Below are 23,681 nucleotides of genomic sequence, written 5' to 3'. Positions count from 1 at the left end.
CGCCCGCATCCGACGGGAGTCCCATGCCTGCTCTGCCGATCCGCCTGCGTTCTCTTACGGCGGCTCTCGCCCTCGCCTCGTCCCTGACCGTCCCGGCGAACGCCCAGGCGGCCGCCCCAACTCCTGCGCTGCGGCCCGCCGTTCCCGCTTCCGCCTGCGCGCTCCCCGGCAGGACCGGGTGGACCGACGAAGGCCACGCCACCGATCAGGTCCAGTTCCAGCCCTCCACAGGAACTCGGCGGGTGCTGACGCTGTTCGTCGACTTCCCCGACGCGCGGGCCACCGAGCCCACGGACGCGTACGCCGCCCAACTGGCCCCGGCCGCCGACTGGATGCGCACGGCCAGCCACGGGCGCTCCCGTCTCGCCCTCACCTCACTCCACCGCTGGATCCGCATGCCTGCGGAGTCGCACACGTACGGCTTCGAACGAGGCCTGACCTTCGAGACCCACGAGAAGTACGTACGCGACGCGATCGAGTCCGCCGACCCGTACGCGGACTTCTCCCGCTACGACATGGTCTATGTCGTACCCACCAGGACGGCGTCCGCGATCTCCTTCTCCCCGACCTACCTCTACGACCCCAGCACGCCCGGCGTGACCGCCGACGGAACCCGTCTGAAGTGGGGCGTGACCTTCGGGCAGGACCTCTGGCGCTGGGGTCACAAGGTCGTCGCCCACGAGACCGGCCATACCTTCGGCCTCCCGGACCTGTACTCCTTCACCGGCCCCACCCATCAGTACGTCGGCGGCTGGGACGTGATGGGCAACATTGCCGGCCACGCTCCCCAGTACCTGGGCTGGCACACCTGGAAGCTGGACTGGACCCGCGACGCCCAGGTCGCCTGCGTCGACGCCTCCGGACGTCGCGTTGTGCGTCTGACACCGGTGGAGCGGCCCGGCGGCACCAAGATCGCCGTACTGCGGACCGGCGAGACCACGGCGTACGTCGCGGAGTCCCGCCGTCCCGAGGGGATCGACCGGGGAGCCTGCTCGGCCGGCGTCCTCATCTACAAGGTCGACTCCGCGACTCCGACCGGCGAGGGCCCGATCCGGGTCGTGAACGGCAGACCGTCCGAGACCCCACCCGCCGGCTGCACCACGCTCGACCTGGCGGCCCACACCCCGGGTCAGATTTTCACGGACCCGGACAGCGGCGCCCGCATAGAGGTGCTGGCGGGCGGAGAGGCCGGCGATGTGGTGCGGCTGCGCATGCCCTGAGGTTTCCCCGATGGCGGCCGGACCACGAACGCGGCACGCCGGCCGACCAGGCGCGCCGACTGAACATCGACACGGAGCGCCCGGTCAACCGCCGTCGATACGAATCACGCACGGTCAGGTGAGTCGATGCCCATGGTGGGGGCGACAGCCCGGTAGGTGGAGGAGCGGTCCACCTCGTTGCGTCCGGCGACTTCCTGCTGGACGAGTCCTTTGTTGAACACGAGGCTGATCCGCCTTCCGCCCAGCCGACGTTCTTCACGGCGGGCCCGGAGACGATCCTCACGACCTGCATGGGGTCGCGGACGACGGACCGGACGGCGTCAGGGTCGGCGTCGAGAACCGTCGAGTGATGCATGGGTGTGTTTCCGGTTGATCACATCGGGGAGCTCCCCGTCAGTAGTCGACGCGGTCGGCCTTGGCCACCCACGCGTCGAACGGTGCGGTCCGGTTCGGGAGATCCAGCTGGTCGACGGCCATCGGCCACATCGACGCGGGCTTCTTCTCGAACAGGTCGTAGAACTTGCGGTCGTCGAATCCGGCCACTGCGGCGTCGTGCCGGTCGGCGGAGAACACAACCCGGTCCACGCGCGCCCACAGAGCGGCCGAAAGGCACATCGGGCACGGCTCGCACGAGGTGACCAGGGTGTAGCCCTCCAGCGTGAACTCGCCGAGCTGCCGGCATGCGGCGCGTATGGCGCTGACTTCGGCGTGCGCGACGGGATCCAGGGTCGAGGTGACCCGGTTGTTGCCGGTCGCGATGATCTCGCCGTCCTTGGCGATCAGCGCGCCGAACGGGCCGCCGCCGTTGGCCACGCTGGTGGTGGCCAGCTGGATCGCCTCTTCCAGCCAGGCCCGCTCGAACTCGTGGACGCCGGCCTCTTGGGCGTGCGCGGTCATGACTGCTCCTTCTCGGGAAGGGGGTGGGTGTTTGGGTGGTGGACGCCACCTTCGGGGTGCTCCGCCCTGTGCGGGCACAGCCGGCCCCTGGGGGCGTGTCGCGGGGCCGGGGGCGTGGTCGGGTCAGTGCCGACAGCGGCCTACTTTCAAGGCTCTCTCCCTCGTTTGACGGAACGTCAGGGGGATCGAGCGCAGTGGTCCGCCGACAGTGTTCCAAGTCGGTGGCAGCCCTCACGCCGGTACGGCCCGCGATGCGTGTCGCGTCCGATGCCGGGCCCTCGCATCCAGCGGCCCCGAAGGGCATGACTGGAGGCGGCGGCGCACGGCACCAACCCCCCTGGTTCGCTGCAACTCGCCTTTCTTCGTTGCAACTTGTACGAGGAGTACACAGCCAACCCGGTGCAGTCGGCTAGGAGTGGAAGGCATGAAAGGCACCGCGGGCTACGACCGACTCCTCGTGGGTTCCTACAAGAACCAGTGGGGCTCGCGACGCGAGGAAACTCCTATAAAACCCAGTCACTCGTCGGCGCTGCCTCCCAGCGCCGGGCCGGCGACCCGATCACCTCCCTGGCGGTGGAGGAACCGGGCTGAACGTCGGTCCGCCCGTCGCCCGCCGGGGTTCACGGCGCAGGCCGCGGACGACTGGCCCGCTCGCTCAGTTCCGTCTTCCTGATCTTGCCGGTCGCGGTCATCGGAAAGGCGTCGACCAGCTCGATCCCGGGGACCTTGTACGCCGCCATGGCCTCGGTCGCCCAGTCGTGCAGGGCCCCGGCGGTCAACCCGCTGCCGGGGACGGCGCGGACGTACGCGTACGGGCGCTGGCCGAACGTCTCGTCGTCGAGCGCGACCACGGCGGCGTCGAGCACGCCCGGGTGCTGGGCCAGCAGCGTCTCGACCTCGGTGGGGAAGACGCTCATCCCCTTGACCTTGATCATGTCCTTGTGGCGGCCGAGGTAGTGGAGGCAGCCGTCCTCGTCGAGACTGCCGATGTCGCCGGTGTGCAACCAGCCGTCGCGCAGGACGGCGGCGGTGGCCTCGGGTGCGTTCCAGTAGCGGGTCAGGACGGACGGGCCGCGGACGACGATCTCACCGGGCTCGCCGAGCGGCAGCGGCTCGCCGGTCGCGAAGTCGGTGACCATGAAGTCGGTGCCGGGGACGGGCAGTCCGCAGAAGACCGGGTCGCTGAGCAGGTCCCGGTCGCCGTCCTGGAAGCCGAGGGTGCTGGTGTCGCTGGTGTGCGTTTCCGTCATGCCGTACGAGGCCTCGCGCAGCACGCTGTCCGGGCCGACCGCGGCGCGCCAGCGGGCGCGGATGTCCGGGGTGAGCTTGCGGATGAAGGAGACGGTGAGCGGGGAGGTGAGGCTGCTCAGGTCGTGGGCGGCGAAGCCCGGGTGGTCGAGCAGTTCGAGGTAGTTCTCGACGGTGCCGGCCATCGTGGTGACGCGGTACCGCTCGACGGCGGCGAGAACCTTCGCCGGGTCCCAGCGGACCAGCAGGACGCTCGTGCCGCCGGAGACGAGAGGCGCCAGGATGCCGAGGTTCTCACCCGCGATCCAGAAGACCGGCAGATAACACAGCGAGACGATGCCGTCGGCGGCGCCGGGTATGCCGCCCTGGATGGCGGTGGCCGTGTAGACCATGTGGCGCTGGGTGTGCTCGCAGCCCTTGGGCATTCCGGTGGTGCCGCCGGTGTAGTTGAGGGCGGCGAGCGCGTCCGGATCGTCGGCGACACGGCCGAGGGGCGGGTGGTCCAGCACCTGCTGCCAGTCCTCCACCAGCAGTGTCTCGCGTACGGCGGTGGCCTCCCGCACCTCCTCCAGTACGGGAACCAGCCGGTCGGCGGTGATGACGACTTCGGCGCCCGCGTCAGCGAGTTCGTGCCGCAGCTCGGCCGCCTTGAACATCGGGTTGACCGGGACGTGCACGGCGCCGAGACGCAGGACGGCCAGGAACGCGACCACGAAGTGAGGGCTGTTGGGAAGGAAGACGGCGACGCGGTTGCCGCGGCGCACACCGTGGGCGTCCAGCCAGCCGGCCAACCGGTCGGCGGCATCGTCCAGTTCGCGGTACGTGAGCTCCTGACCGCCGAAGACGAGCGCGGGCCTGTCGGGGGTCACCTCGGCCCAGTGGCGTACGTACCCCGGCACCGTCCGCTCGCCCGCGCGATGGGTCACCGTCCCCGGCTGCCTCCCCTGACGGGACGTGGCCTGACGGGCGCGCAGGTCGTTCAGGTACTCCTCGGTCCGGTTGGTTCGCATGGTGCGGCTCCTGTTCCGAGCAGGTGCAGATACATGGCAGTGACATCGCGGACGGCGGCGTCGTACTCCGTCGGCCGCTGGGCGACGAGTCGGGCGAACTGGATGCTCATGCCGCCCACGGCACGGGCGACGGAGAGCGGATCGGCGACGGGGGCGAGCCGGCCATCGGCGCTGAGCCTGCGGATGTAGCGGGCGGCACGGTGGACGGGGCGTTCCTGGATCTCCTCCCACAACTGCCTGACGTCATCGTCGGTCTGCGCCTGCTGCTCGAGCAGCCGCAGCAGTGGCAGGTGCCGGGCGTAGGCGGAGATGAAGGCGGCCGTGGACGCCTCGGCGACCGCGGCGGCGTCGTCCAGGTCGACGCCCGGCACCTCCTGGGCGGCGAGGAACGCGTCCCGTACGCGGACCGCCAGCACGCGGAAGATCTCCTCCTTCGAGGCGAAGTAGACATAGAAGCTCGCTCGCGAGAGCTCGGCCTCGGCCGTGATGTCGGCGATGGTCGCGAGCCCGTAGCCGCGGCGCGCGAAGACCGACTCCGCGGCGTCGAGGAGCTGGGTCCGGGCCGGGGCGTCGGTGCGGTCGCGTGCGGTTCTGGTCGCCCAGGGCTGTTGTCTGCGTGCCACGCGGCGAGCATATTGACGTTGACGCCAATGTCAATGAGCATGGCGGCGCCGCCTCGTGCCGGACTTGCTGGAGGGCTCATGGGTTCTGACGCCGTACTGGTCGCCAATCGCGGGGAGATCGCCGTACGGGTGCTGCGGGCTGCGCAGGAAGCGGGGCTGCGGACGGTGGCCGTGTACGCCGAGGACGACGCGCAAGCGGCCCATGTGCGTCTCGCCGACGAGGCGCATCCGCTGCCCGGTACGGGGCCGGCCGCCTATCTGGACTGCGCCGCGGTGCTGGCAGCGGCCCTCAGAGCCGGGTGCGGGCTGCTGCACCCCGGGTACGGCTTCCTCAGCGAGGACGCGGACTTCGCGGCGCGCTGCGCGGCCGAGGGCATCGTGTTCGTCGGCCCCGATCCGGAGGTGATCGCCCTCTTCGGCGACAAGGGCCGCGCCAGGGCGCTGGCAGGGCGACTCGGAGTGCCGGTGCTCGCCGGTACCGACGGGCCGACGAGTCTTGTGGAGGCACGGGAATTCCTGACCGGACTGGGGCCCGGTGGCGCCGTGATGGTCAAGGCCGTCGGCGGAGGCGGCGGACGCGGAATACGGGCGGTCCGGGGCGCCGACGAGCTGGAGGAGGCCTGGGAACGCTGCCGGTCGGAGGCCGAGCAGGGCTTCGGGCGCGGCGAGTTGTACGTGGAGCGGCTGCTGGCGGGAGCCCGCCACATCGAGGTGCAGGTGCTCGGAGACACGACCGGCACCGTGACCCATCTCTGGGAGCGCGACTGCAGCGCCCAGCGGCGCCACCAGAAGCTGATCGAGACCGCCCCGGCCCCAGCCCTCTGCACGAGGGTGCGCGAACGGCTGCTCGACAGCGCCCTTCGAATGGCGCGCGAGACCCGCTACACAGGGCTCGGAACCTTCGAATTCCTCGTCAACGGCGAGGAGTTCCACTTCATCGAAGCCAACCCCCGCCTCCAGGTGGAGCATACGGTCACCGAGGAGGTGACGGGTGTCGATCTGGTCGCCGTGCAGATCCACCTGTCGGCCGGTCGGACGCTGGCCTCGTTGGGCCTCGGCGGGACGCCGGCGCCGCCGCGCGGTTTCGCCGTCCAGGCACGCGTGTACGCCGAGGAGCCGGGCACACTGAACCGGTTCGAGGTGCCGACGGGCCCTGGCGTGCGTGTGGACACGGCGACGCGGACCGGGGACACCACCAGCACGCGCTACGACCCGCTGCTCGCGAAGGTGATCGCCCGGGTCCCGGAGGGCTCGGGTTTCGCGGCAGCCTGCGAGCGGGCGCGACGGGCGCTCGGTGAGTTCGGCATCGAGGGTGTACGGACCGGTATCCCGCTGTTGAACGCGGTGCTCCGGGATGCGCAGTTCGTCGCGGGCGGCACGGACACCGGCTTTGTCGAGCAACTGACCGAACAACTTGCCGGCGGGCAGGTCGAAGGGCGGTCCGAAGGACCGTCCGCGGCGTCGGATGCCGTGACCGGTGCCGACGGCACGGTGACGGCACCGATGAGCGGCACAGTCGTCTCCATCGACGCGACGGCAGGACAGCCGGTCGGCGCCGGCCGGCAGTTGCTCGTCGTGGAAGCGATGAAGATGGAGCACGTCGTACGTGCCGAGAGGGCCGGAACGGTACGCGCCGTGCCCGTGGCGGTGGGCGACGCCGTCTCCGAAGGAGCGCCGCTGGTTCTGCTGGATCCCGCGGACGGCACCGGGACCGTGGAGTCGCACGCCGCGGCCGTGGATCTCGACGCCGTACGCCCCGAACTCGCGGAGGTTCGGGCGCGGCACGCCCTCACACTGGACGAACACCGACCCGAGGCGGTCGCCAAGCGGCACCGGATCGGCCGACGTACTGCCCGCGAGAACATCGCCGATCTGTGCGACGAGGGCAGTTTCACCGAGTTCGGGGCACTGGCCGTCGCGGCACAGCGCCAACGGCGCTCGCTGCAGGACCTGATCACCTCGACCCCGGCCGACGGCATGGTGACGGGTACGGGGAGGGTCGCCGGATCCCCGGTCGTGGCCATGTCGTACGACTACACGGTCCTCGCGGGCACCCAGGGTCTGCAGAACCACCGCAAGACCGACCGGATGCTGCAGCTCGCGGGTGAGCGGCGGCTCCCGGTGGTGCTCTTCGCCGAGGGCGGCGGTGGCCGCCCCGGCGACACGGACACCACGTCCGTGGCAGGTCTGGATGTGATGACGTTCCATCAGATGGCGCGGCTGAGCGGCTCGGTGCCGCTGGTCGGCATCGCTTCGGGGCGCTGCTTCGCGGGCAACGCGGCGCTGCTGGGCTGCTGCGACGTGGTGATCGCGACGCCGGAGGCAACCATCGGCATGGGCGGTCCCGCGATGATCGAGGGCGGTGGTCTCGGTGTGTACACGCCCGAGGAAGTCGGCCCGTTGTCGGTCCAGGTGCCCAATGGCGTGGTGGACGTCGCCGTCGCGGACGAGGCGGAGGCGGTGCGTGTGGCCCGTGCCTATCTGTCCTATTTCCAGGGGGCGCAGGAGAGTTGGCAGGCCCCGGATCCGCGGCTGCTTCGTCATGCTGTGCCCGAGAACCGGCGCCGCGCCTACGACATCCGGCACCTCGTGGAGGGCTTCGCGGACACCGGTTCGGTGCTGGAGCTGCGGCAGGGTTTCGGCACCGGAGTCATCACGGCATTGATCCGGGTCGAAGGGCGCCCGATGGGGCTCCTTGCCAGCAACCCGGGCCATCTCGGCGGGGCGATCGACCGGGACGCCGCCGACAAGGCAGCCCGCTTCCTGAAGCTCTGCGACGCCTTCGGGCTGCCGATCGTCTCACTTTGCGATACGCCCGGTTTCATGGTGGGACCCGATGCCGAGCGGACCGCGACGGTACGCCATTTCGCCCGGTTCTTCCTGGCCGGCGCCCATCTGCGCGTACCGCTGGTGTCGCTGATTCTGCGGAAGGCGTACGGGCTCGGTGCGATGGCCATGATGGGCGGTTCGACCCGCGTCCCGCTGGCCACTGCCGCCTGGCCGAGCGGCGAGCTGGGCGGCATGGGACTGGAAGGCGCGGTGCGCCTCGGTTACCGCAAGGAGCTCGCCGCGATCGAGGACGCGGAGGCACGGCAGCGGGCTTTCGAGGAGCGCGTCGCCGAGCTGTACGAGCACGGCAAGGCAGTGAACGCCGCTGCCGCACTGGAGATCGACGCGGTGATCGACCCGGCCGCTTCCCGTGAGTGGGTGCTGGCCGCTCTGGACGGGCAGCGGGCGGCTGCCGGGGAGGCAAGCCGCGGGGGATTGGTGGACACCTGGTGACAATGACCGGGGCCCCAGCCCCTGTGGCGTGGTGGCAGGGCGGATCCACCGTGGACCCGTACGTGTGATGGCCGCCACGCCGTGACACGGTGCCCGGCGGGGTGTCGGCCCTGACCGGAGTTCAATACATCATTGGCATCAGCCTGGTCCCCGCACCGGTCGTCGGATCAGGGAGCGACCCACCCGGGTCTGAGTCACGCCGGTTGCCGGCCGCGTGCGAGAACCAGGGGGGAACATCGGTATCCGATACGAGGTGGTGTCCGGGGTGGAGAAGCGGATGACGGTGCTCAGCGAGAGCGGGGACGATCCGTTCGCCCTGCACCACGCCGCCTCGGCGGTGCTCGACGACCGGGGAACCGTGGTCGGCTGGAGCCTGCGGGCCCAGGAGTTGCTCGGCTACCCGCAGTCCGCGGTGATCGGCCGTCCGGTCTTCGATGTCCTGCTCGATCCCGGCGACCGGCGGGCCGCCGAGCACGCCGCGGCGACGTGCAGGAGAGACGGAGGCTGGTTCGGCGTACTGGCGGTGCGGCATCGCAGCGGGCGGCTCGTGGAGATGGGTCTGCGGGCACGTGCGCTGCTGCGCGGTGACCATGTCCGCGAATGGTTCCTCGCCGGGGCGCCCGCGGCGGAGGTCCTCGAGTGGCAGAGAGACCGCGCGGTTCTCGACGGGTTGTTCCGCCGGTGTCCGATCGGTCTGGCCGTCCACAGCCCCGAGATGACGATTCTGCGGGTCAACAGGGCGGTCGAACGGTTCACCGGAATCCCGGTCGCTTCCTTTCGGGGAATGCCCACGGGCGCCCTGCTGGTCGCCGAGGACGCGCGGAAATCCGTGGACCGGGTCCGCCAGGTGATGGAGACCGGGAGATCACTGGTCTCCACCGAGCAGTACGCCCGCCTGCAGCGGGATCCGACACGAGTGCGGGCCGCGTCCGTCTCGGCCTTCCGACTGGAAGATCCCGCCGGCCGGGTCCTGGGGGTGGCCGAGACGATCGAGGACGTCACCGAACGCCATCGGGCCCGACTTCGCCTGGCGCTCCTCGCCCAGGCCGGCGCCCGCATCGGATCGACGCTCGACGTGCGACAGACCGCCTGCGAACTCGCGGATGTGATGGTTCCCCACCTGGCCGACCACGTATCGGTGGACCTGTCGCAACCGGTGATGCGCGGCGAGGAGCCGGCACAGGCGCTGCCGGGGCCCGTCGCACGGGTCGCGGTCCGCGGCGTCATGGCCCAGCAGCCCGACCCGGCGCACCTGGAAGGGGAGCCCGTGGAGTTCGCACCGGGCACACCACAGGCCGGCTGCCTGGCCGACGGGCGTCCCCTCCTCGAACCGGTCCTTTCGCCCGACTGGTTCCTGGCAGAACCGCGCCAGGGCGAGCACGCACCGGACCTCTCGGCCCATTCCCTGATCGTGGTGCCGCTGGCCGCGCGCGGCCTGGTACTGGGTGTGATGAGCCTGTGGCGATCGCGGCACCCCGAGCCGTTCGAGGCGGACGATCTCACACTGGCCCAGGAACTCGCCTCGCGCGCCGCCGTCAGCATCGACAACGCCCGACGCTTCACCCAACAGCAGCAGACCGCGTCCACCCTGCAACGGACTCTGCTGCCGAGGACGGTTCCGCACCAGCCGGCCGTCGAAGTGGCCCCTCGCTACCTCCCGGCCAGTACGGCCCCCGGTCCCGGCGGTGACTGGTTCGACGTCATTCCGTTGTCCGGGGCCAGGGTCGCCCTCGTCGTCGGCGACGCGGTGGGCCACGGACTGCACGCCGCTGCCACGATGGGGCGGCTGCGCACCGCCGTGCACACCCTCGCCACCCTCGACCTGGAACCGGACGAGGTCCTCTCCCGACTGGACGACCTGGTCAACCTCCTTGCCGCGGAACAAGAGACAGCCGGCGAACGACCCGCGGGCGAGCAGATCGTCGGCGCCACCTGCCTGTACGCCGTCTACGACCCGGTCTCCCGGCAATGCTCCGCGGCGCGCGCCGGTCACCCCCCACCGGTCGTGACCACACCGGACGGACAGGCAGACCTGCTCGACCTGCCCCCCGGCCCACCGCTCGGCCTGGGCGGTCTGCCGTTCGAGACCCGGGAGATCGAACTGGCCGAGGGCAGCCTGCTCACGCTCTACACCAACGGACTCATCGGCGAACGCCACATGGACGTCGACACAGGCCTGCAACGGCTGCGCACAGCGCTCACGCACCCCGAGGAGGCCTTGGAGAAGACGTGCCAGGCGGTTGTCGACTCCCTCGTGCCCGCTCAGCCCGCTGACGACATCGCCCTGCTCATCGCACGCACCCGTGTACTGCCACCGGAGAACGTCGTCTCCTGGCAACTGCCGCTGCATCCGACCGCCGCCGCCCAGGCCAGAGCGCTCGCCACGGCCCAACTCGCCCAATGGGGGCTGGAACACCTGGCGTTCACCACAGAATTGATCGCCAGTGAACTGGTCACCAACGCCTACCGCTACGCCAGTGGCCCCGTGACCCTGCGACTCATCCGGGAACGATGTCTCGTCTGCGAGGTCGCCGACGCGAGCCACACCTCACCACACCTGCGTCGCGCCCGCACCACCGATGAGGGCGGCCGGGGCCTGTTACTGGTGGCCCAGCTGACCGAGCGCTGGGGCACCCGCTACACACACGCGAGGGCAAGACCGTCTGGACCGAGCAGTCGCTGCTCGGGCTGTGAGCCGGCACCCCGGCCACGCCCGCGAGTGTGTTGCTACCGGTCGATGTGCAGCAGGCTCTGCAGGGGCCGGGCCGGGCCGGGCCGGGCGGGAAGCCGGAGGCGGGAAGCGGGGAGCGGCCACTTCCCTGCTGGAGGTCGCAGGACCGGATCACGCGCGCGCCCGACTTCCGGCAGACGACTTCGGGCCGGATGCCCGTCCGGGCGCGGCGGGCCGAAACGCCCGGCGGTTCCACCGTGACCGGTCCCCCCGATCGCCCCGTGATCAGTAGCCGAAAACGATAGAAATGTTCCATGTGGAATTTTTTGGGGCGAATCGGGCGTCGATCGCCTCAGTCGCCCGGGAGTGACCAGGCGCTCGGTAGACGGAGCGCGCGGCGGTTGCTGCGGCGCCTGCGTTCCCTGCTGCGCGTGCGCAGCCTCGCCGGCCAGGTGTTCCTCCTGCAGCTGGCGGTTGTGGTGCTGGTCGTCGTTGCCGCGCTGGTGGCCCTCGTACTGCAGGCGCGCCGCGACAGCATGGCGGACGCCCGGAGCCGGACGCTCACCGCGGCCGAGACCTTCGCGAAATCACCAGGGCTCCTCACGGCATTGGAGAGTCCCGACCCCACAGCGGTGCTGCAGCCGAGCGCCGAGGCGGTTCGCAGGGCCGCCGGTGTCGACGCCGTCATCGTCTACCGGCCGGACGGGATCACCCTCACCCACAGCGACCCGAAGCAGATCGGAAAGCACGTCATCGGCCCCTACGCGGAAGCGGCGGCAGGAAAGTCGTTCACCAGGACCTTCGAGGGTGCCCTGGGGCTCTCCGTGATCTCGGCCGTCCCCGTCAAGGACACCGGCAACTCGGCCGTCGCCATTGTCTCCTCCGTCGTCACGGTGGGGAACGTTCAGGACCGGGTGAACCAGCAACTGCCGGTCCTGTTCGGGGTCGCGGCCGGGACACTCGCCCTCGCCGCGGGCGGGTCGGCACTGGTGAGCCGTCGCCTCCAGAAGCAGACCCACGGCCTGGGCCCGGCCGAGATGACGCGGATGTACGAGCACCACGATGCGGTCCTCCACGCCGTACGGGAAGGAGTGCTGATCGTCGGAGGTGACGGCCGGCTGCTGTTGGCCAACGACGAGGCCCGCCGCCTGCTGGACCTGCCGGAGGATGCGGAACGTCGCCACGTGAGCGCGCTGGGGCTGAACGCCGACCTCGCCGGGCTGCTCACGTCCGATCGCCCGGCCACCGACGAGGTGCACCTGGCGGCTGACCGGCTCCTCGCCGTCAACAAGCGGTTCACCGCTTCCCAGGCCCCGGCGAGCAGGGTGGTGACGCTGCGGGACACCACCGAACTGCAGGCTCTCTCCGGCAGAGCCGAGACCGCGCGCCAACGGCTGGAGCTGCTCTATGACGCCGGCGTGCGGATCGGGACCACCCTGGATGTCACGCGCACCGCTGAGGAACTCGCGGAGGTCGCGGTCCCCCGCTTCGCCGACGTCGTCACCGTCGAACTCCTGGACCCGGTCCTGCACGGTGAGGAGCCCTCCGGCGTGAGCACCGAGATGCGCCGCACCGCCGTCGTCGGCCTGGTGGGGGACCATCTGCTGTACCCGGCCGGCCAGCTGATCCGCTTCGTCGCCGCCCACCCCATGGCCGCGGGCGCGGCCGACGGCCGAGCGGTCCTGGTGGAGGACCTGAGCGCCTCCGAGGGCTGGCGGGCCCAGGACCCCGATCGCGCCCGACGGGTCCTGGACCACGGCATTCACTCCCTGATCCTTGTTCCGCTGCGCGCCCGGGGGGTGGTGCTCGGAGCGGCCCACTACTGGCGGGGGAACGCCTCCCCGCCGTTCGAGGAAGAGGACGTGTCCTTCGCCGAGGAGCTGGCCGCCCGGGCGGCGGTGTGCATCGACAACGCCCGCCGCTACACCCGCGAGCACACCATGGCTGTCACGTTGCAGCGCAGCCTGCTGCCCAGCCGGGTGCCCGAGCAGACGGCCTTGGAGGTGGCCTACCGCTATCTACCCGCCCGGGCCGGGGTGGGCGGGGACTGGTTCGACGTCATCCCGCTGTCGGGTGCCCGGGTCGCGCTGGTCGTCGGCGACGTCGTGGGGCACGGCCTGCACGCGGCGGCCACCATGGGCCGACTGCGCACCGCCGTGCACAACTTCTCCGTCCTGGACATCCCGCCGGAGGAACTGCTCGGCCGCGTCGACGAACTGGTGGCCCAGATCGACAGCGACGAGGCCGCCGCCGACGGGGAAGGCCAGGGGATCACCGGCGCGACCTGCCTGTACGCCGTCTACGATCCCGCCTCCGGGCAACTGGCGGTCGCCACCGCCGGCCATCCCGGACCGGCGGTGGTCCACCCCGACGGGACCGTGGACTTCCCCGAGCTGCCGATCTCCCCGCCGCTCGGCCTCGGGACCGGACTGCCCGACGAGAGCGCCGAGCTGACCGTGCCCGAGGGCTCCCGGCTGGTGCTCTACACCGACGGGCTGATCGAGGACCGGGACCGCGACCTGGACGCCGGCATGGCGGCCCTGCGCGACGCGCTGTCCGGGCCCGACCGTTCCCCGGAGGACACCTGCGCCGCGGTCGTCGACGCCATGATGCCGGACCGGGCCCGGGACGACATCGCGCTGCTGGTGGCCCGCACCCACCGGCTCGATCCCACCCGGATCGCCGAATGGCAGGTGCCCCGCGACCCGGCGGCGGTCGCCCCGGTCCGCGCTGCCTGTGTCCGGCGGCTCCAGGAATGGGGCCTCGACCAGATCGACTTCGCCGTCGAACTCGTCCTCAGCGAACTGATCACCAACGCCATCCGCTACGGCGCCGAGCCCATCAGCGTCCGGCTCCTCCGTGACCGAGCCCTGATCTGCGAGGTCTCCGACGGCAGCAGCACCTCACCACGACTGCGGCGGGCCAAGGTCACCGACGAGGGCGGCCGCGGACTCTTCCTTGTGGCCCGGTTCGCCGAACGCTGGGGCACCCGCTACACGCCCACCGGAAAGGTCATCTGGGCCGAGCTGTCCCTCCACGGCGGCGCCGGCCCCTCGGTGGAAGGACTCGCCGAGATCCTGCTCGACGAGGAGGAGCCGCTTTCCGGCGAAGGCAGGGAGCAGAACGGCGCGGCAGGGTGAGGGGCATCGCGAAGTCGCCGTACGACCACTCGCCCGCCACGCCCCACTGGCGGGGCCACGGCTTTCGGCCCGCCGCCGTGGCTCCGGCCGGAACGATCGGCGCGGCGGCCGGAGGCTGCGCCGAACCGGATTGCGCCCCCGGAGCATCGCGCCTCCCTGAACCGGCCGATCGGGTACGTGCCGCGACGGTGGCGCCCTGCCGCGGATGCCACCCGCCGCATCTCGTCGCAAGACCGCTCAGCGCCACTGCTCGTCACCCTGAGGACGTGTCGTATCCGGCGAAAGCCGGACCTGCTCCGGTGACAACCGCTCGTGCCCGCCCCCGCGTTTTCCCGACCCTCTGCGTCCTGGAGCCATCGTGACTGCACCTCGTGTCCGAACAGCGGCCGCCGCGGGCTGCCTCACCCTCCTGATCCTGAGCGCCTGCACCGAGACGCCGAAGGCCACGCCCGTGAAGCCGTCGGTGGCCACCTCGGCCAAGGAGGCGGGGGGCATGAGCAAGCTGATCGCCGCGGCGAAGGACGAGGGTGCGCTCAACGCGATCGCGCTTCCGCGTGACTGGGCCGACTACGGCGGTCTGATCGACGACTTCGAGAAGAAGTACGGGATCAAGGTCACCGTCGACGATCCCGAGGGATCCAGCCAGGACGAGATCGACGCCATCAAGAAGAGCGGGAAGAGCGCCGACGCCCCCGACGTCATCGATGTAGGGGACACCTTCGCCCGGACTGCGGCCCGGCAGGGCCTGCTCGCGCCGTACAGGGTCGCAGCGTACGGCTCGATCCCGGACAACCAGAAGGACAGCGAGGCCCGCTGGTACAACAACTACGGCGGCTACATCTCCATCGGCTGCGACGCCAACCGCGTCAAGCCCTGCCCCCGGGACCTTCGCCGATCTGCTGGACCCCCGGTACAAGGGGAAGGTCTCGCTCGACGGCGACCCCACCCGTTCCAGCACCGCCTTCGCCGGCGTCTACGCGGCCGCCCTCGCGAACGGGGGGTCGTTCGACGACATCCGCCCCGGCCTCGACTTCTTCGCCGAGCTGAACGACCGAGGCAACTTCAACCCCGTCGAGTCGACCTCGGCCGCGGTGGAGACCGGCAGGACCCCCATCAGCATCGACTGGGACTACGTCAACCTCGACTACTCGGACCGGTTCCGCGGCAAGGGCGTGGACTGGCGGGTCGCGATCCCCTTCGACGGCAGCTTCGCCCAGTACTACGCCCTGGCCGTCAACAAGAACGCCCCGCACCCGGCGGCGGCCCGCCTGTGGCAGGAGTATCTCTTCAGCGCGACGGGCCAGAACCTCCGGCTCAAGGGCTACGCCCGCCCGGTACTGATGGAGACCATGCGCGAGGACGGCACCCTCGACGAGGACGCCGCGGCAAAACTGCCGACGGTCGAGGGGGAGCCCCAGTTCCCCACGGACGCGCAACTGGAGAAGGCGAGGGTGACGGTCGACCGGGGCTGGGCGAAGGCCGTAGGAGGCTGAACTCATCACGTGAGGGATCACGAGTCCGGCCCCCGGGCCGGGGAGTCGGGCCGAACTTCGGCTCGCTGCGCAGGTGTGTGCCGTGAAGGGCGCCTGACGGGCAGAAGCCCACGCCAGGCACCCTTCTCCTGTGTCTAGAAGAAGCCCAGCTTCTTCGGCGAGTACGACACCAGCAGATTCTTCGTCTGCTGGTAGTGGTCCAGCATCATCTTGTGCGTCTCGCGGCCGATGCCCGACTGCTTGTAGCCGCCGAACGCGGCATGCGCCGGGTAGGCGTGGTAGCAGTTCGTCCACACCCGGCCCGCCTGGATCGCCCGGCCCGCCCGGTACGCCGTGCTGCCGTCCCTCGTCCAGACGCCGGCGCCCAGGCCGTACAGCGTGTCGTTCGCCGTCGCGATCGCGTCGTCGAAGTCCGTGAAGGACGTGACCGCGACGACCGGGCCGAAGATCTCCTCCTGGAAGATCCGCATCCTGTTGTCGCCCTCGAAGATGGTGGGCTGGACGTAGTAGCCGCCCGCCAGTTCGCCGCCCTGTTCGATGCGCTGACCACCCGTCAGGATCTTGGCGCCCTCCTGCCGGCCGATGTCCAGGTACGAAAGGATCTTCTGCAGCTGGTCGTTGGAGGCCTGCGCGCCGATCATCGTGTCCGTGTCGAGCGGATGGCCGGGCACGATCTTCTCCGTGCGGACCACGGCGGCCTCCAGGAACTCCCCGTAGCGTCCGCGCTGGATCAGCGCACGCGACGGACACGTGCAGACCTCGCCCTGGTTGAGGGCGAACATGGTGAAGCCCTCCAGCGCCTTGTCGCGGAAGTCGTCGTCCGCCGCCCACACGTCGTCGAAGAAGATGTTGGGCGACTTGCCACCCAGTTCCAGGGTGACCGGCTTGATGTTCTCCGAGGCGTACTGCATGATCAGCCGCCCGGTCGTGGTCTCGCCGGTGAACGCGATCTTGGCGACCCGGGGGCTGGACGCCAGCGGCTTGCCCGCCTCCACGCCGAAGCCGTTGACGATGTTGAGGACACCCGGCGGCAGCAGGTCGGCGACGAGGCTCAGCCACACGTGGATGGACGCCGGGGTCTGCTCGGCCGGCTTCAGCACGACCGCGTTGCCCGCCGCCAGCGCGGGCGCCAGCTTCCATGTGGCCATCAGAATGGGGAAGTTCCACGGGATGATCTGCGCGACCACACCAAGGGGCTCGTGGAAGTGGTACGCCACCGTGTCGTCGTCGATCTCGCTCAGCGAGCCCTCCTGGGCGCGCAGCGTCCCGGCGAAGTAGCGGAAGTGGTCGATCGCCAGCGGGATGTCGGCGGCCAGCGTCTCGCGCACCGGCTTGCCGTTGTCCCACGTCTCGGCGACGGCGAGCTGTTCGAGGTTCGCCTCCATCCGGTCGGCGATCCTCAGCAGGATGCCCGCGCGTTCGGCCGCCGAGGTGCGACCCCACGCCGGCGCCGCCGCATGGGCCGCGTCCAGGGCGCGCTCGACGTCCTCGGCCGTGCCGCGGGCGATCTCGGTGAACGGGCGGCCGTCGACCGGGCTCGGGTTCTCGAAGTACTGGCCGCGCGCCGGTTCGACGTACTCGCCGCCGATCCAGTGGTCGTAGCGCGACGCGTAGGAGACGACGGAGCCTTCGGCGTTCGGCTTTGCGTATCGGGTCATGTCCTGGGCCTCCCGGTGGGGCGCCGCCCGCCGTTGGGCGGCGCTTGCGCAGAGGTTAGGAAGCGGAACGTTGCAACCGGGTTGCGCGGCGTCGCCTTCGCGGCCGTCCCCGCCGCACGGTCGTCACCCGCGCTGCCAGGCGTCCAGCTCCGCCACGCGCGCAAGCGCCGCCGCCCGCCGACCGCGCGGCAGCACGGACGCCAGCGCCCGCCACGCGGGCAGGTCGTCCTCGCCCCACGTGCTGTACGCCCAGTCCGCCAGCAGCGCCGGATCACCGCGCGCGATCAGCGCGGCACGGAGCTGGTTCTCCAGGCGCCCGCGCAGCCGGACCACCGCGGGCGCCTGCGACGCCGGCAGCAGCGGACCCGCGTACACCCCCACCGCGTCGGTCACGGCACCGGACGCCAGCCGCCGCGTCACCGTGTCGAAGTCGGCGTCGACCGGGGCCGCGAGCCGGTAGGGGCGCGAGCGCAGCAGGCCGGGGCCGAGCAGGTGCCGCAGCCGGGACAGTTCCGCGCGCAGGGTCACGGGGGTGACCGTCTCGTCCTCGTACAGCTCGACCAGCAGTTCGTCGCCGCCGATGCCGTCGGGGCGGCCGGCCAGGACGACGAGGATCTCGCTGTGCCGGCGGCTGAGCCGCAGCCTGCGGCCTGTGACGGTCAGCAACGCCTCGTCCCGCCCGAGCGCCGTCAGCCGCACGGCCTCGGTCGCGGGCGGCGGTGCGAGCAGGGCCAGCTGCGACTCGGCGGCCCGCGCCACGGCTCCGACGAACGCGAGGCTGTGCGGGTGGGCGAGCTGGTCCCCGCCGGTGATGTCCACCGCGCCGAGCACGCGGCCCGTGGCCGGGTCGTGGATCGGGGCGGCGGCGCACGTCCACGACTGGACGGGCCTGCGGAAGTGCTCGGCGGCGAACACCTGCACCGGCCGCCCCACGGTGATCGCCGTACCGGGCGCGTTCGTCCCCGCGACCGCCTCGGCCCAGCGGGCACCCGGCACGAAGTTCATCCGGCTCGCCTTCCGGCGCGTCGCCGGAGGTCCCTCCACCCACAGCAGCCGGCCGTGGGCGTCGCAGACGGCCACCAGGTGCCCGCCGTCCGTCGCGTACGCGCCGGTCAGTTCACGGATCACCGGCATCACCCGGGCCAGTGCGTGACTGTCCCGGTAGGCGCCGAGGTCCTCCCCGTCGAGGTCCACGCCCGCCATGCCCTCCGGGCTGACCCGGGCGCGCGCCGAGCGCCGCCAGGAGTCCGCCACCTCGGGCCGTACGGGCATCTCGACACGGCCCCCTGTCACATAGGCGTCGTACGCCCGGCGCAGCGCCGCGCTGCGTTCGGCCGGATCGGCGCCGGATTCCAGGGCCACCCACGGATCGCTCACATCGCCCTCCCGCGCCCATCGTCGCCCGGCCGGCGGGGTCCGACAAGGACCGTGCGCCGGTCGTGCGGCCCGGCGTTCCGGGCGGTCCCTCAGGCGAAGTTGACGAGCCGGATGTAGCGGCTCCAGTCCCAGTACGGGCCCGGATCGGTGTGCCGACACCTTCCTGGCCGGGTCCTTGAAGATCACCAGGGTGTCCGCATACGTCTCCTGGGTGACATGGACGACGACGTACTGGACGGGGTACGCCGACGGCCTGTTCGACGCCGTCCGGTTGGACGCCGTCGCGGGCACCCACTCGGCGTCGGGGAAGTCGGCCGCGAGGGCGGCCGAGTGGGCGGACGGGGCGGGTACCAGGGCGCCGGCGGCGGCCGTCGCGGCGACGCCCCGGAGCAGACTCCTGCGGTGCATGGGGAGACCTCCTGGGGGCGGGTCAGGAACGCGGCAGGACGGCGGAGAGCTCCCGCAGACGACGGTGCGGACCGCCTTGAGGATCCCCGCCGGCAGCGACTGCCGACGGATTCTCGCGACACAGGTGTGGTTGGTGTCGCAGACGTCGGCCGGCGGCGCCTCGCTGGGGACGGGCCTGGGGCGCCCGGTGCGTCAGTCCTCCGCCGTGCGCTCGCCCAGCGCGAGCGCCAGCGCCGACGCCGGATCCGCGGACGCGGGACCCACCGGCGCCCACACCGCACGCTCACGGCGGTAGGGCCACCAGCGGCCGTCCGGGCTCAGGCGCAGCTGCACCTGCGCGCCGACCACCGTCCAGCGTGCCGCGCCGGCCGGCCGCAGCCGCGGGCGGCCCGACTCGTCCCCCTCGGCCCACGCCGTGCCGAGGGCCGCCGCGGCTCGTGCCACCTGCGCCGGGTCGGGCGTGACGTCGTTCTCCAGGACGGCGAGCGAGGCGGCCCCGCCGTACCGCCACGCCCGTACGGCGAGGTCGAGCTCCGCACGACTGCGTCCGGTGCCCGTCGCGATCCGCCCCTCGACGACCGGCCCCGGGGACGACGCCGCCATGCGCACCGCGTCCTGGCGGGGGGTCAGCACGGGGGGAGGCGGAGCCTCCGCGTGCCCCGGGGCGAGCGCCGACGCCAGCAGCGCGCGGGCGCGCGCGGCAGCGTCCGCCGCGAGGAACTCCAGGGCGTCCGGGTCGATCCCGGGCGCCGGATGCGTTTCCGTGTCCAGCGCCGGCGGGGGGCCCGCCTCCTCGGGCAGGGGCGGGGGAGGGGGCAGTGGAGGCAGGATGTCCCGGGCCGCGAACGCCTCGTCGGCCCGTACGCCCATGACCTCCGGGGGCTCGTCCTGCCGCGGCGACTGCGGCGACGGCGTGCTCGCGCGCGCCACGCTGCGTGCCTGGAGCTCGTCCAGCAGCCTTCGCTCCGCGCGGCCCCGCATCAGCAGCAGCACGAACGGGTCCTGGTCCAGCAGCCGCGCGACCTGGTAGCACAGCGCGGCCGTGTGGGGGCAGTGGTCCCAGGCGTCGCAGGTGCACTCGGGCTCCAGGTCACCGATGCCGGGGAGGAGTTCCACCCCTCCCGCGGCCGCGTCCTCCACCAGGTGCGGGGGCATCTCCCGGTCCAGCAGGGCCGCGATGTGCTCCGCCCGGTCCACCGCCGTGCCGAGCAACCGGTCCCACTCCGCCTCGTCGAGCTCCCGCAGCAGCACGTCGCTGCGGTACGCGGTGCCGTCCCGGTCGCGGACGACCGCGGTGATCCGGCCGGGACGGACCGACACCGCGCCGACCGCCCCGTCGCGCGCGTGGCGGCGGCCCTTCTTCAACTGCTCGCCGTCCAGCGCCGTGTCCTCCAGCGCCTTGAGCCAGGCCCGCCCCCACCAGGTCTGCGCGAAGCCGCTGCCACCCGCGGGAGGCAGCGCGTCGAAGGTCCGCTCCACGTCAGGTGTTCCGCTCATCGTCCGCTCCCCCGCAGTTCCACCAGTTCCGCCAGTTCGGCGTCGGTCATCTCCGTGAGTGCCGCCTCGCCGGAGCCGAGCACCGCGTCCGCCAGCTCCTTCTTCCGGTCCAGCATCTGCGCGATGCGGTCCTCGATGGTGCCCTCGGCGATGAGCCGGTGCACCTGCACGGGCCGGTCCTGGCCGATGCGGTACGCACGGTCGGTGGCCTGCGCCTCGACGGCAGGGTTCCACCAGCGGTCGAAGTGCACGACATGCTCCGCCCTGGTGAGGTTGAGCCCTGTGCCCGCTGCCTTCAACGACAGCAGGAACACGGGCACGTCACCGTTCTGGAAGCGCCGGACCATGGCCTCGCGCTCGGCGACGGGCGTACCGCCGTGGAGGAACTGGGTCGGTACGCCCCGGGCCGCCAGGTGCTTCTCCAGCAGTCGTGCCATCCGCACGTACTGGGTGAACACGAGCACGCTCGCGTCCTCGGCCAGGATCGTGTCCAGCAACTCGTCGAGCAGTTCGAGCTTTCCGGAGCGGTCCGCGATCCTCGGCCGCTCCTCCTTGAGGTACTGCGCGGGGTGGTTGCAGATCTGCTTGAGCCCGGTGAGCAGCTTGACCACGAGACCGCGCCGCTCCATGCCGCCGGCCTCCGAGATCGCGGCGAGGGTCTCGCGCACCACCGCCTCGTACAGTCCGGCCTGTTCCGGGGTGAGGGACACCGTCCGGTCGGTCTCGGTCTTGGGCGGCAGTTCGGGGGCGATGCCCGGATCCGACTTGCGCCTGCGCAGCAGGAACGGCCGCACGAGCGCGGAGAGCCGGGCGGCGGCCGCGGGGTCTCCGCCCTCCACCGCCTGGGCGTAGCGGGTCCGGAACGTACCGAGCCTGCCGAGCAGGCCGGGCGTGGTCCAGTCGAGGATGGCCCAGAGCTCGGAGAGGTTGTTCTCGACGGGTGTGCCGCTGAGCGCGACGCGTGCCTTGGCGCCGATGGTCCGCAGTTGCCGGGCGGTCGCCGAGTACGGGTTCTTCACGTGCTGGGCCTCGTCGGCCACGACCATGCCCCACGGCACCTCGGCGAGCCGTGCCGCGTCCAGCCGCATCGTGCCGTACGTCGTGAGGACCACCTCGCCCTCGACCAGGGCGTCGAGCGAGCGGGTGGAGCCGTGGAATCGGCGCACCGGCGTGCCGGGTGCGAAACGCTCGATCTCCCGCTGCCAGTTGCCCATCAGGGAGGTGGGGCAGACGACGAGGGTGGGGCCGGCGGCCGAGGGGTCCGTCTGGCGGTGCAGATGGAGCGCGACGAGGGTGATGGTCTTGCCGAGCCCCATGTCGTCGGCGAGGCATCCGCCGAGGCCCAGAGACGTCATCCGGTGGAGCCAGTTGAGGCCCCTCAACTGGTAGTCGCGCAGGGTCGCGGCCAGCGCCGCGGGCTGGGCGACCTCCTGCGGCCCGCCCTCGGGGTCGGTGAGCCGTTCGCGCAGCCGTTCCAGGGGACCGGTCGCCGTCACCTCGACACGGCGGCCGTCGACGTCCGCCGAACCGGTGAGCACGGCGCCGAGCGCGTCGATCGGTGCCACCTTGCGGTCCTGGCTCTCCCGGGCCCGCCGCGCCTCTTCGGGGTCGATGAGCACCCATGCGTCGCGCAGGCGCACCAGAGGGCGGCCCGCCTCGGCGAGCCGGTCGAGCTCGGACCGGGTCAGCTGCGTGTCCCCCAGCGCGAAACGCCAGTTGAAGGCGAGGAGGGCGTCGGCCGACAGGAAGGACGGCAGCCCGGAGGACTCCCGGGCCGCCGCGTCCGCGCCCGCGCTGTCCGCCGATTCGCCGTCGACCGGGCCGACGACAGCGCGGGCGGTGAGACGCCGGGCCAGTTGCTGTGGCCAGTGCACCTGGAGTCCGGTCGCCGCGAGCGCGCGCGTCGCGTCGCCGAGCAGTTCGGCGATCTCCTCGTCGGCGAGTTCGATCGCGTCGGGGACGGCGGCGTGCAGCAGCGGGGCGAGCGGAGGCCAGGCGCGGGCGGCACGGCGCAGGGCGAGCAGGGCGTCCAGCCGTGCGCGGGGCCCGAAGGCGGCGGCCGAGGCGCCCGAGCCGGCCCAGACGTCCGCCGCGTCGGCGGCCAGCGCCGGGTCGCTCACGCTGTGCATCTGCACCACGGCCCGGAAGGCCGGGCCGGTGCCGCCGTCCGAGTCGGCCGTGTCGAGGCCCAGGACCTCGATGCGCAGGGACAGTCGCACCCCCGCGTCGTGCCCGGCCGCGATGTCGGCGGCCCACTCCCGCTGGTCGGGAAGCCGCAGCGGATCCTGTGCCGCGAACGCCGGGCCGCCTGCCGCGAGCGGTGCCGCGGGGCTGCGCGGCAGTCCGTCGGCCACGGCGTCGACGAACTGCCGCAACAGCCGCTCCGGTTCGGGCAGCGTCAGCGGGTCGGCCGCCGGGTCGACAGGGACCGCGTGTGCTGCGGGAGGCATGGACGCCGCGAGCGTACGCAGCCGGTCCAGGTCCTCGGGGGTGAGCGGCCCCATGCGCCAGGCGTCGTTGTCGGCGGCGCTCAGGCCGGGCAACAGCAGGCCGCGGGCGGCCAGTTGCAGTGCGAACACCGCGGCCGCCCCCCAGAACGCTGCCGCGTCCGAGGCGCCGGACAGCGCGCGTGCGCGGGTCAGGACGGGCAGCGCGTCGGCGACGGGCATCAGCAGTGCCGGTGCGTCGGCGGTGTGCACGGCCTCCGTGACGACCGTGATCGTGCCGCGCTCACCGGTTCGGTACTCGGTGGCCGGCGCGTCGTCACCGTCCGGGAGCAGAAAGGCGACGCGTCCGGCCCTGGCCGGATCGCCCGGCAGGAACAGCGCTGGGCAGCGGGCGAGGCCGGAGACGGCGGATACGGAGAGCGTGGGTTCGGCGGGCGGAGACGGCGTTGCCGTGGGTGCCATGTGCACAGCGAAGACGCATTCCTCAAATTTGACTACTCGGAGCCGGAACCGCCGAGGGTACCTCACCACGGGCCGCGGACGGGCGCGATCCTGGCGTGACGCGGGTCACAGGTAGGCGGCACGTGACGACAGGGGTGCAGCCGGCGCCACCCCCGGGGGCGGGCATGCCCCCGAACGAACCGGGTGGTGCCGTCATGGTCCACCGGGTACGGCGCTCCCTACGGTGGGTGCAGGTCGCGAGGTGGTGC

Annotated in this window: 10 protein-coding genes and 2 pseudogenes; 5 read left to right on the top strand and 7 right to left on the bottom strand. The window is 71.9% G+C overall.

Features of this window, described 5'->3' with window-relative positions; genetic code table 11:
• Positions 1-23: 23 nt before the first annotated feature.
• Positions 24-1,220, top strand: a complete 1,197-nt coding sequence (locus QFZ82_RS04740; RefSeq protein ID WP_307711917.1) for a M6 family metalloprotease domain-containing protein — start codon at positions 24-26, stop codon at positions 1,218-1,220.
• Positions 1,221-1,613: 393 nt separating this feature from the next.
• On the opposite strand, the gene QFZ82_RS04735 is transcribed toward QFZ82_RS04740, so the two are convergent.
• From QFZ82_RS04735 to QFZ82_RS04725, 3 genes are all read right to left on the bottom strand, one after another.
• Positions 1,614-2,117: a nucleoside deaminase gene (locus tag QFZ82_RS04735; protein WP_307711916.1), complete on the bottom strand. Its 504-nt coding sequence runs from the start codon at positions 2,115-2,117 to the stop codon at positions 1,614-1,616.
• A 620-nt stretch (positions 2,118-2,737) separates the two neighbouring features.
• Positions 2,738-4,375, bottom strand: a complete 1,638-nt coding sequence (locus QFZ82_RS04730) for an AMP-binding protein (protein WP_307711915.1) — start codon at positions 4,373-4,375, stop codon at positions 2,738-2,740.
• Positions 4,345-4,998 (bottom strand): TetR/AcrR family transcriptional regulator, encoded by a 654-nt coding sequence (locus QFZ82_RS04725; RefSeq protein WP_307711914.1) that lies wholly within the window; start codon positions 4,996-4,998, stop codon positions 4,345-4,347. The genes QFZ82_RS04730 and QFZ82_RS04725 overlap by 31 nt, the downstream gene beginning before the upstream one ends.
• Positions 4,999-5,076: 78 nt before the next feature.
• On the opposite strand from QFZ82_RS04725, the gene QFZ82_RS04720 reads away from it, so the two are divergent.
• From QFZ82_RS04720 to QFZ82_RS04700, 4 genes and pseudogenes are all read left to right on the top strand, one after another.
• Positions 5,077-8,280: a carboxyl transferase domain-containing protein gene (locus tag QFZ82_RS04720; RefSeq protein ID WP_307711913.1), complete on the top strand. Its 3,204-nt coding sequence runs from the start codon at positions 5,077-5,079 to the stop codon at positions 8,278-8,280.
• Positions 8,281-8,557: 277 nt separating this feature from the next.
• Positions 8,558-10,974, top strand: a pseudogene (locus QFZ82_RS04715) (SpoIIE family protein phosphatase).
• Between the two features lie 291 nt (positions 10,975-11,265).
• Positions 11,266-14,091, top strand: a complete 2,826-nt coding sequence (locus tag QFZ82_RS04710; RefSeq protein WP_373429231.1) for a SpoIIE family protein phosphatase — start codon at positions 11,266-11,268, stop codon at positions 14,089-14,091.
• Between the two features lie 358 nt (positions 14,092-14,449).
• Positions 14,450-15,584, top strand: a pseudogene (locus QFZ82_RS04700) (ABC transporter substrate-binding protein).
• 134 nt (positions 15,585-15,718) lie between these two features.
• Here QFZ82_RS04700 and adh read toward each other — a convergent pair.
• The 4 genes from adh to QFZ82_RS04680 all read right to left on the bottom strand — a co-directional run bounded on the left by adh (position 15,719) and on the right by QFZ82_RS04680 (position 23,433).
• A complete protein-coding gene (gene adh, locus QFZ82_RS04695) occupies positions 15,719-17,242 on the bottom strand; it encodes an aldehyde dehydrogenase (RefSeq protein WP_307711911.1) in 1,524 nt (507 codons plus the stop codon).
• Positions 17,243-17,365: 123 nt separating this feature from the next.
• Positions 17,366-18,619 (bottom strand): GAF domain-containing protein, encoded by a 1,254-nt coding sequence (locus QFZ82_RS04690; protein ID WP_307717619.1) that lies wholly within the window; start codon positions 18,617-18,619, stop codon positions 17,366-17,368.
• A gap of 600 nt (positions 18,620-19,219) precedes the next feature.
• The gene (locus QFZ82_RS04685) at positions 19,220-20,524 is read right to left on the bottom strand and encodes an SWF or SNF family helicase (protein ID WP_307711910.1); all 1,305 of its coding nucleotides are present in this window, start codon (positions 20,522-20,524) and stop codon (positions 19,220-19,222) included.
• Entirely contained in the window at positions 20,521-23,433 is a 2,913-nt protein-coding gene (locus QFZ82_RS04680; RefSeq protein WP_307711909.1) for a DEAD/DEAH box helicase, read from the bottom strand. Before QFZ82_RS04680 ends, QFZ82_RS04685 begins: the two co-directional genes overlap by 4 nt.
• Between the last annotated feature and the right edge of the window lie 248 nt (positions 23,434-23,681).

The sequence above is a fragment of the Streptomyces sp. V4I23 genome (assembly GCF_030817975.1).
Classification (GTDB): domain Bacteria; phylum Actinomycetota; class Actinomycetes; order Streptomycetales; family Streptomycetaceae; genus Streptomyces.
This window is presented reverse-complemented; position numbering and strand designations above follow the sequence as displayed.

Coding starts and splice junctions, on each gene's coding strand:
- QFZ82_RS04740 (WP_307711917.1), top strand. CDS start 24: ATGCCTGCTCTGCCGATCCGCCTGCGTTCTCTTACGGCGGCTCTCGCC.
- QFZ82_RS04735 (WP_307711916.1), bottom strand. CDS start 2,117: ATGACCGCGCACGCCCAAGAGGCCGGCGTCCACGAGTTCGAGCGGGCC.
- QFZ82_RS04730 (WP_307711915.1), bottom strand. CDS start 4,375: ATGCGAACCAACCGGACCGAGGAGTACCTGAACGACCTGCGCGCCCGT.
- QFZ82_RS04720 (WP_307711913.1), top strand. CDS start 5,077: ATGGGTTCTGACGCCGTACTGGTCGCCAATCGCGGGGAGATCGCCGTA.
- QFZ82_RS04710 (WP_373429231.1), top strand. CDS start 11,266: ATGTGGAATTTTTTGGGGCGAATCGGGCGTCGATCGCCTCAGTCGCCC.
- adh (WP_307711911.1), bottom strand. CDS start 17,242: ATGACCCGATACGCAAAGCCGAACGCCGAAGGCTCCGTCGTCTCCTAC.
- QFZ82_RS04685 (WP_307711910.1), bottom strand. CDS start 20,524: ATGAGCGGAACACCTGACGTGGAGCGGACCTTCGACGCGCTGCCTCCC.
- QFZ82_RS04680 (WP_307711909.1), bottom strand. CDS start 23,433: ATGGCACCCACGGCAACGCCGTCTCCGCCCGCCGAACCCACGCTCTCC.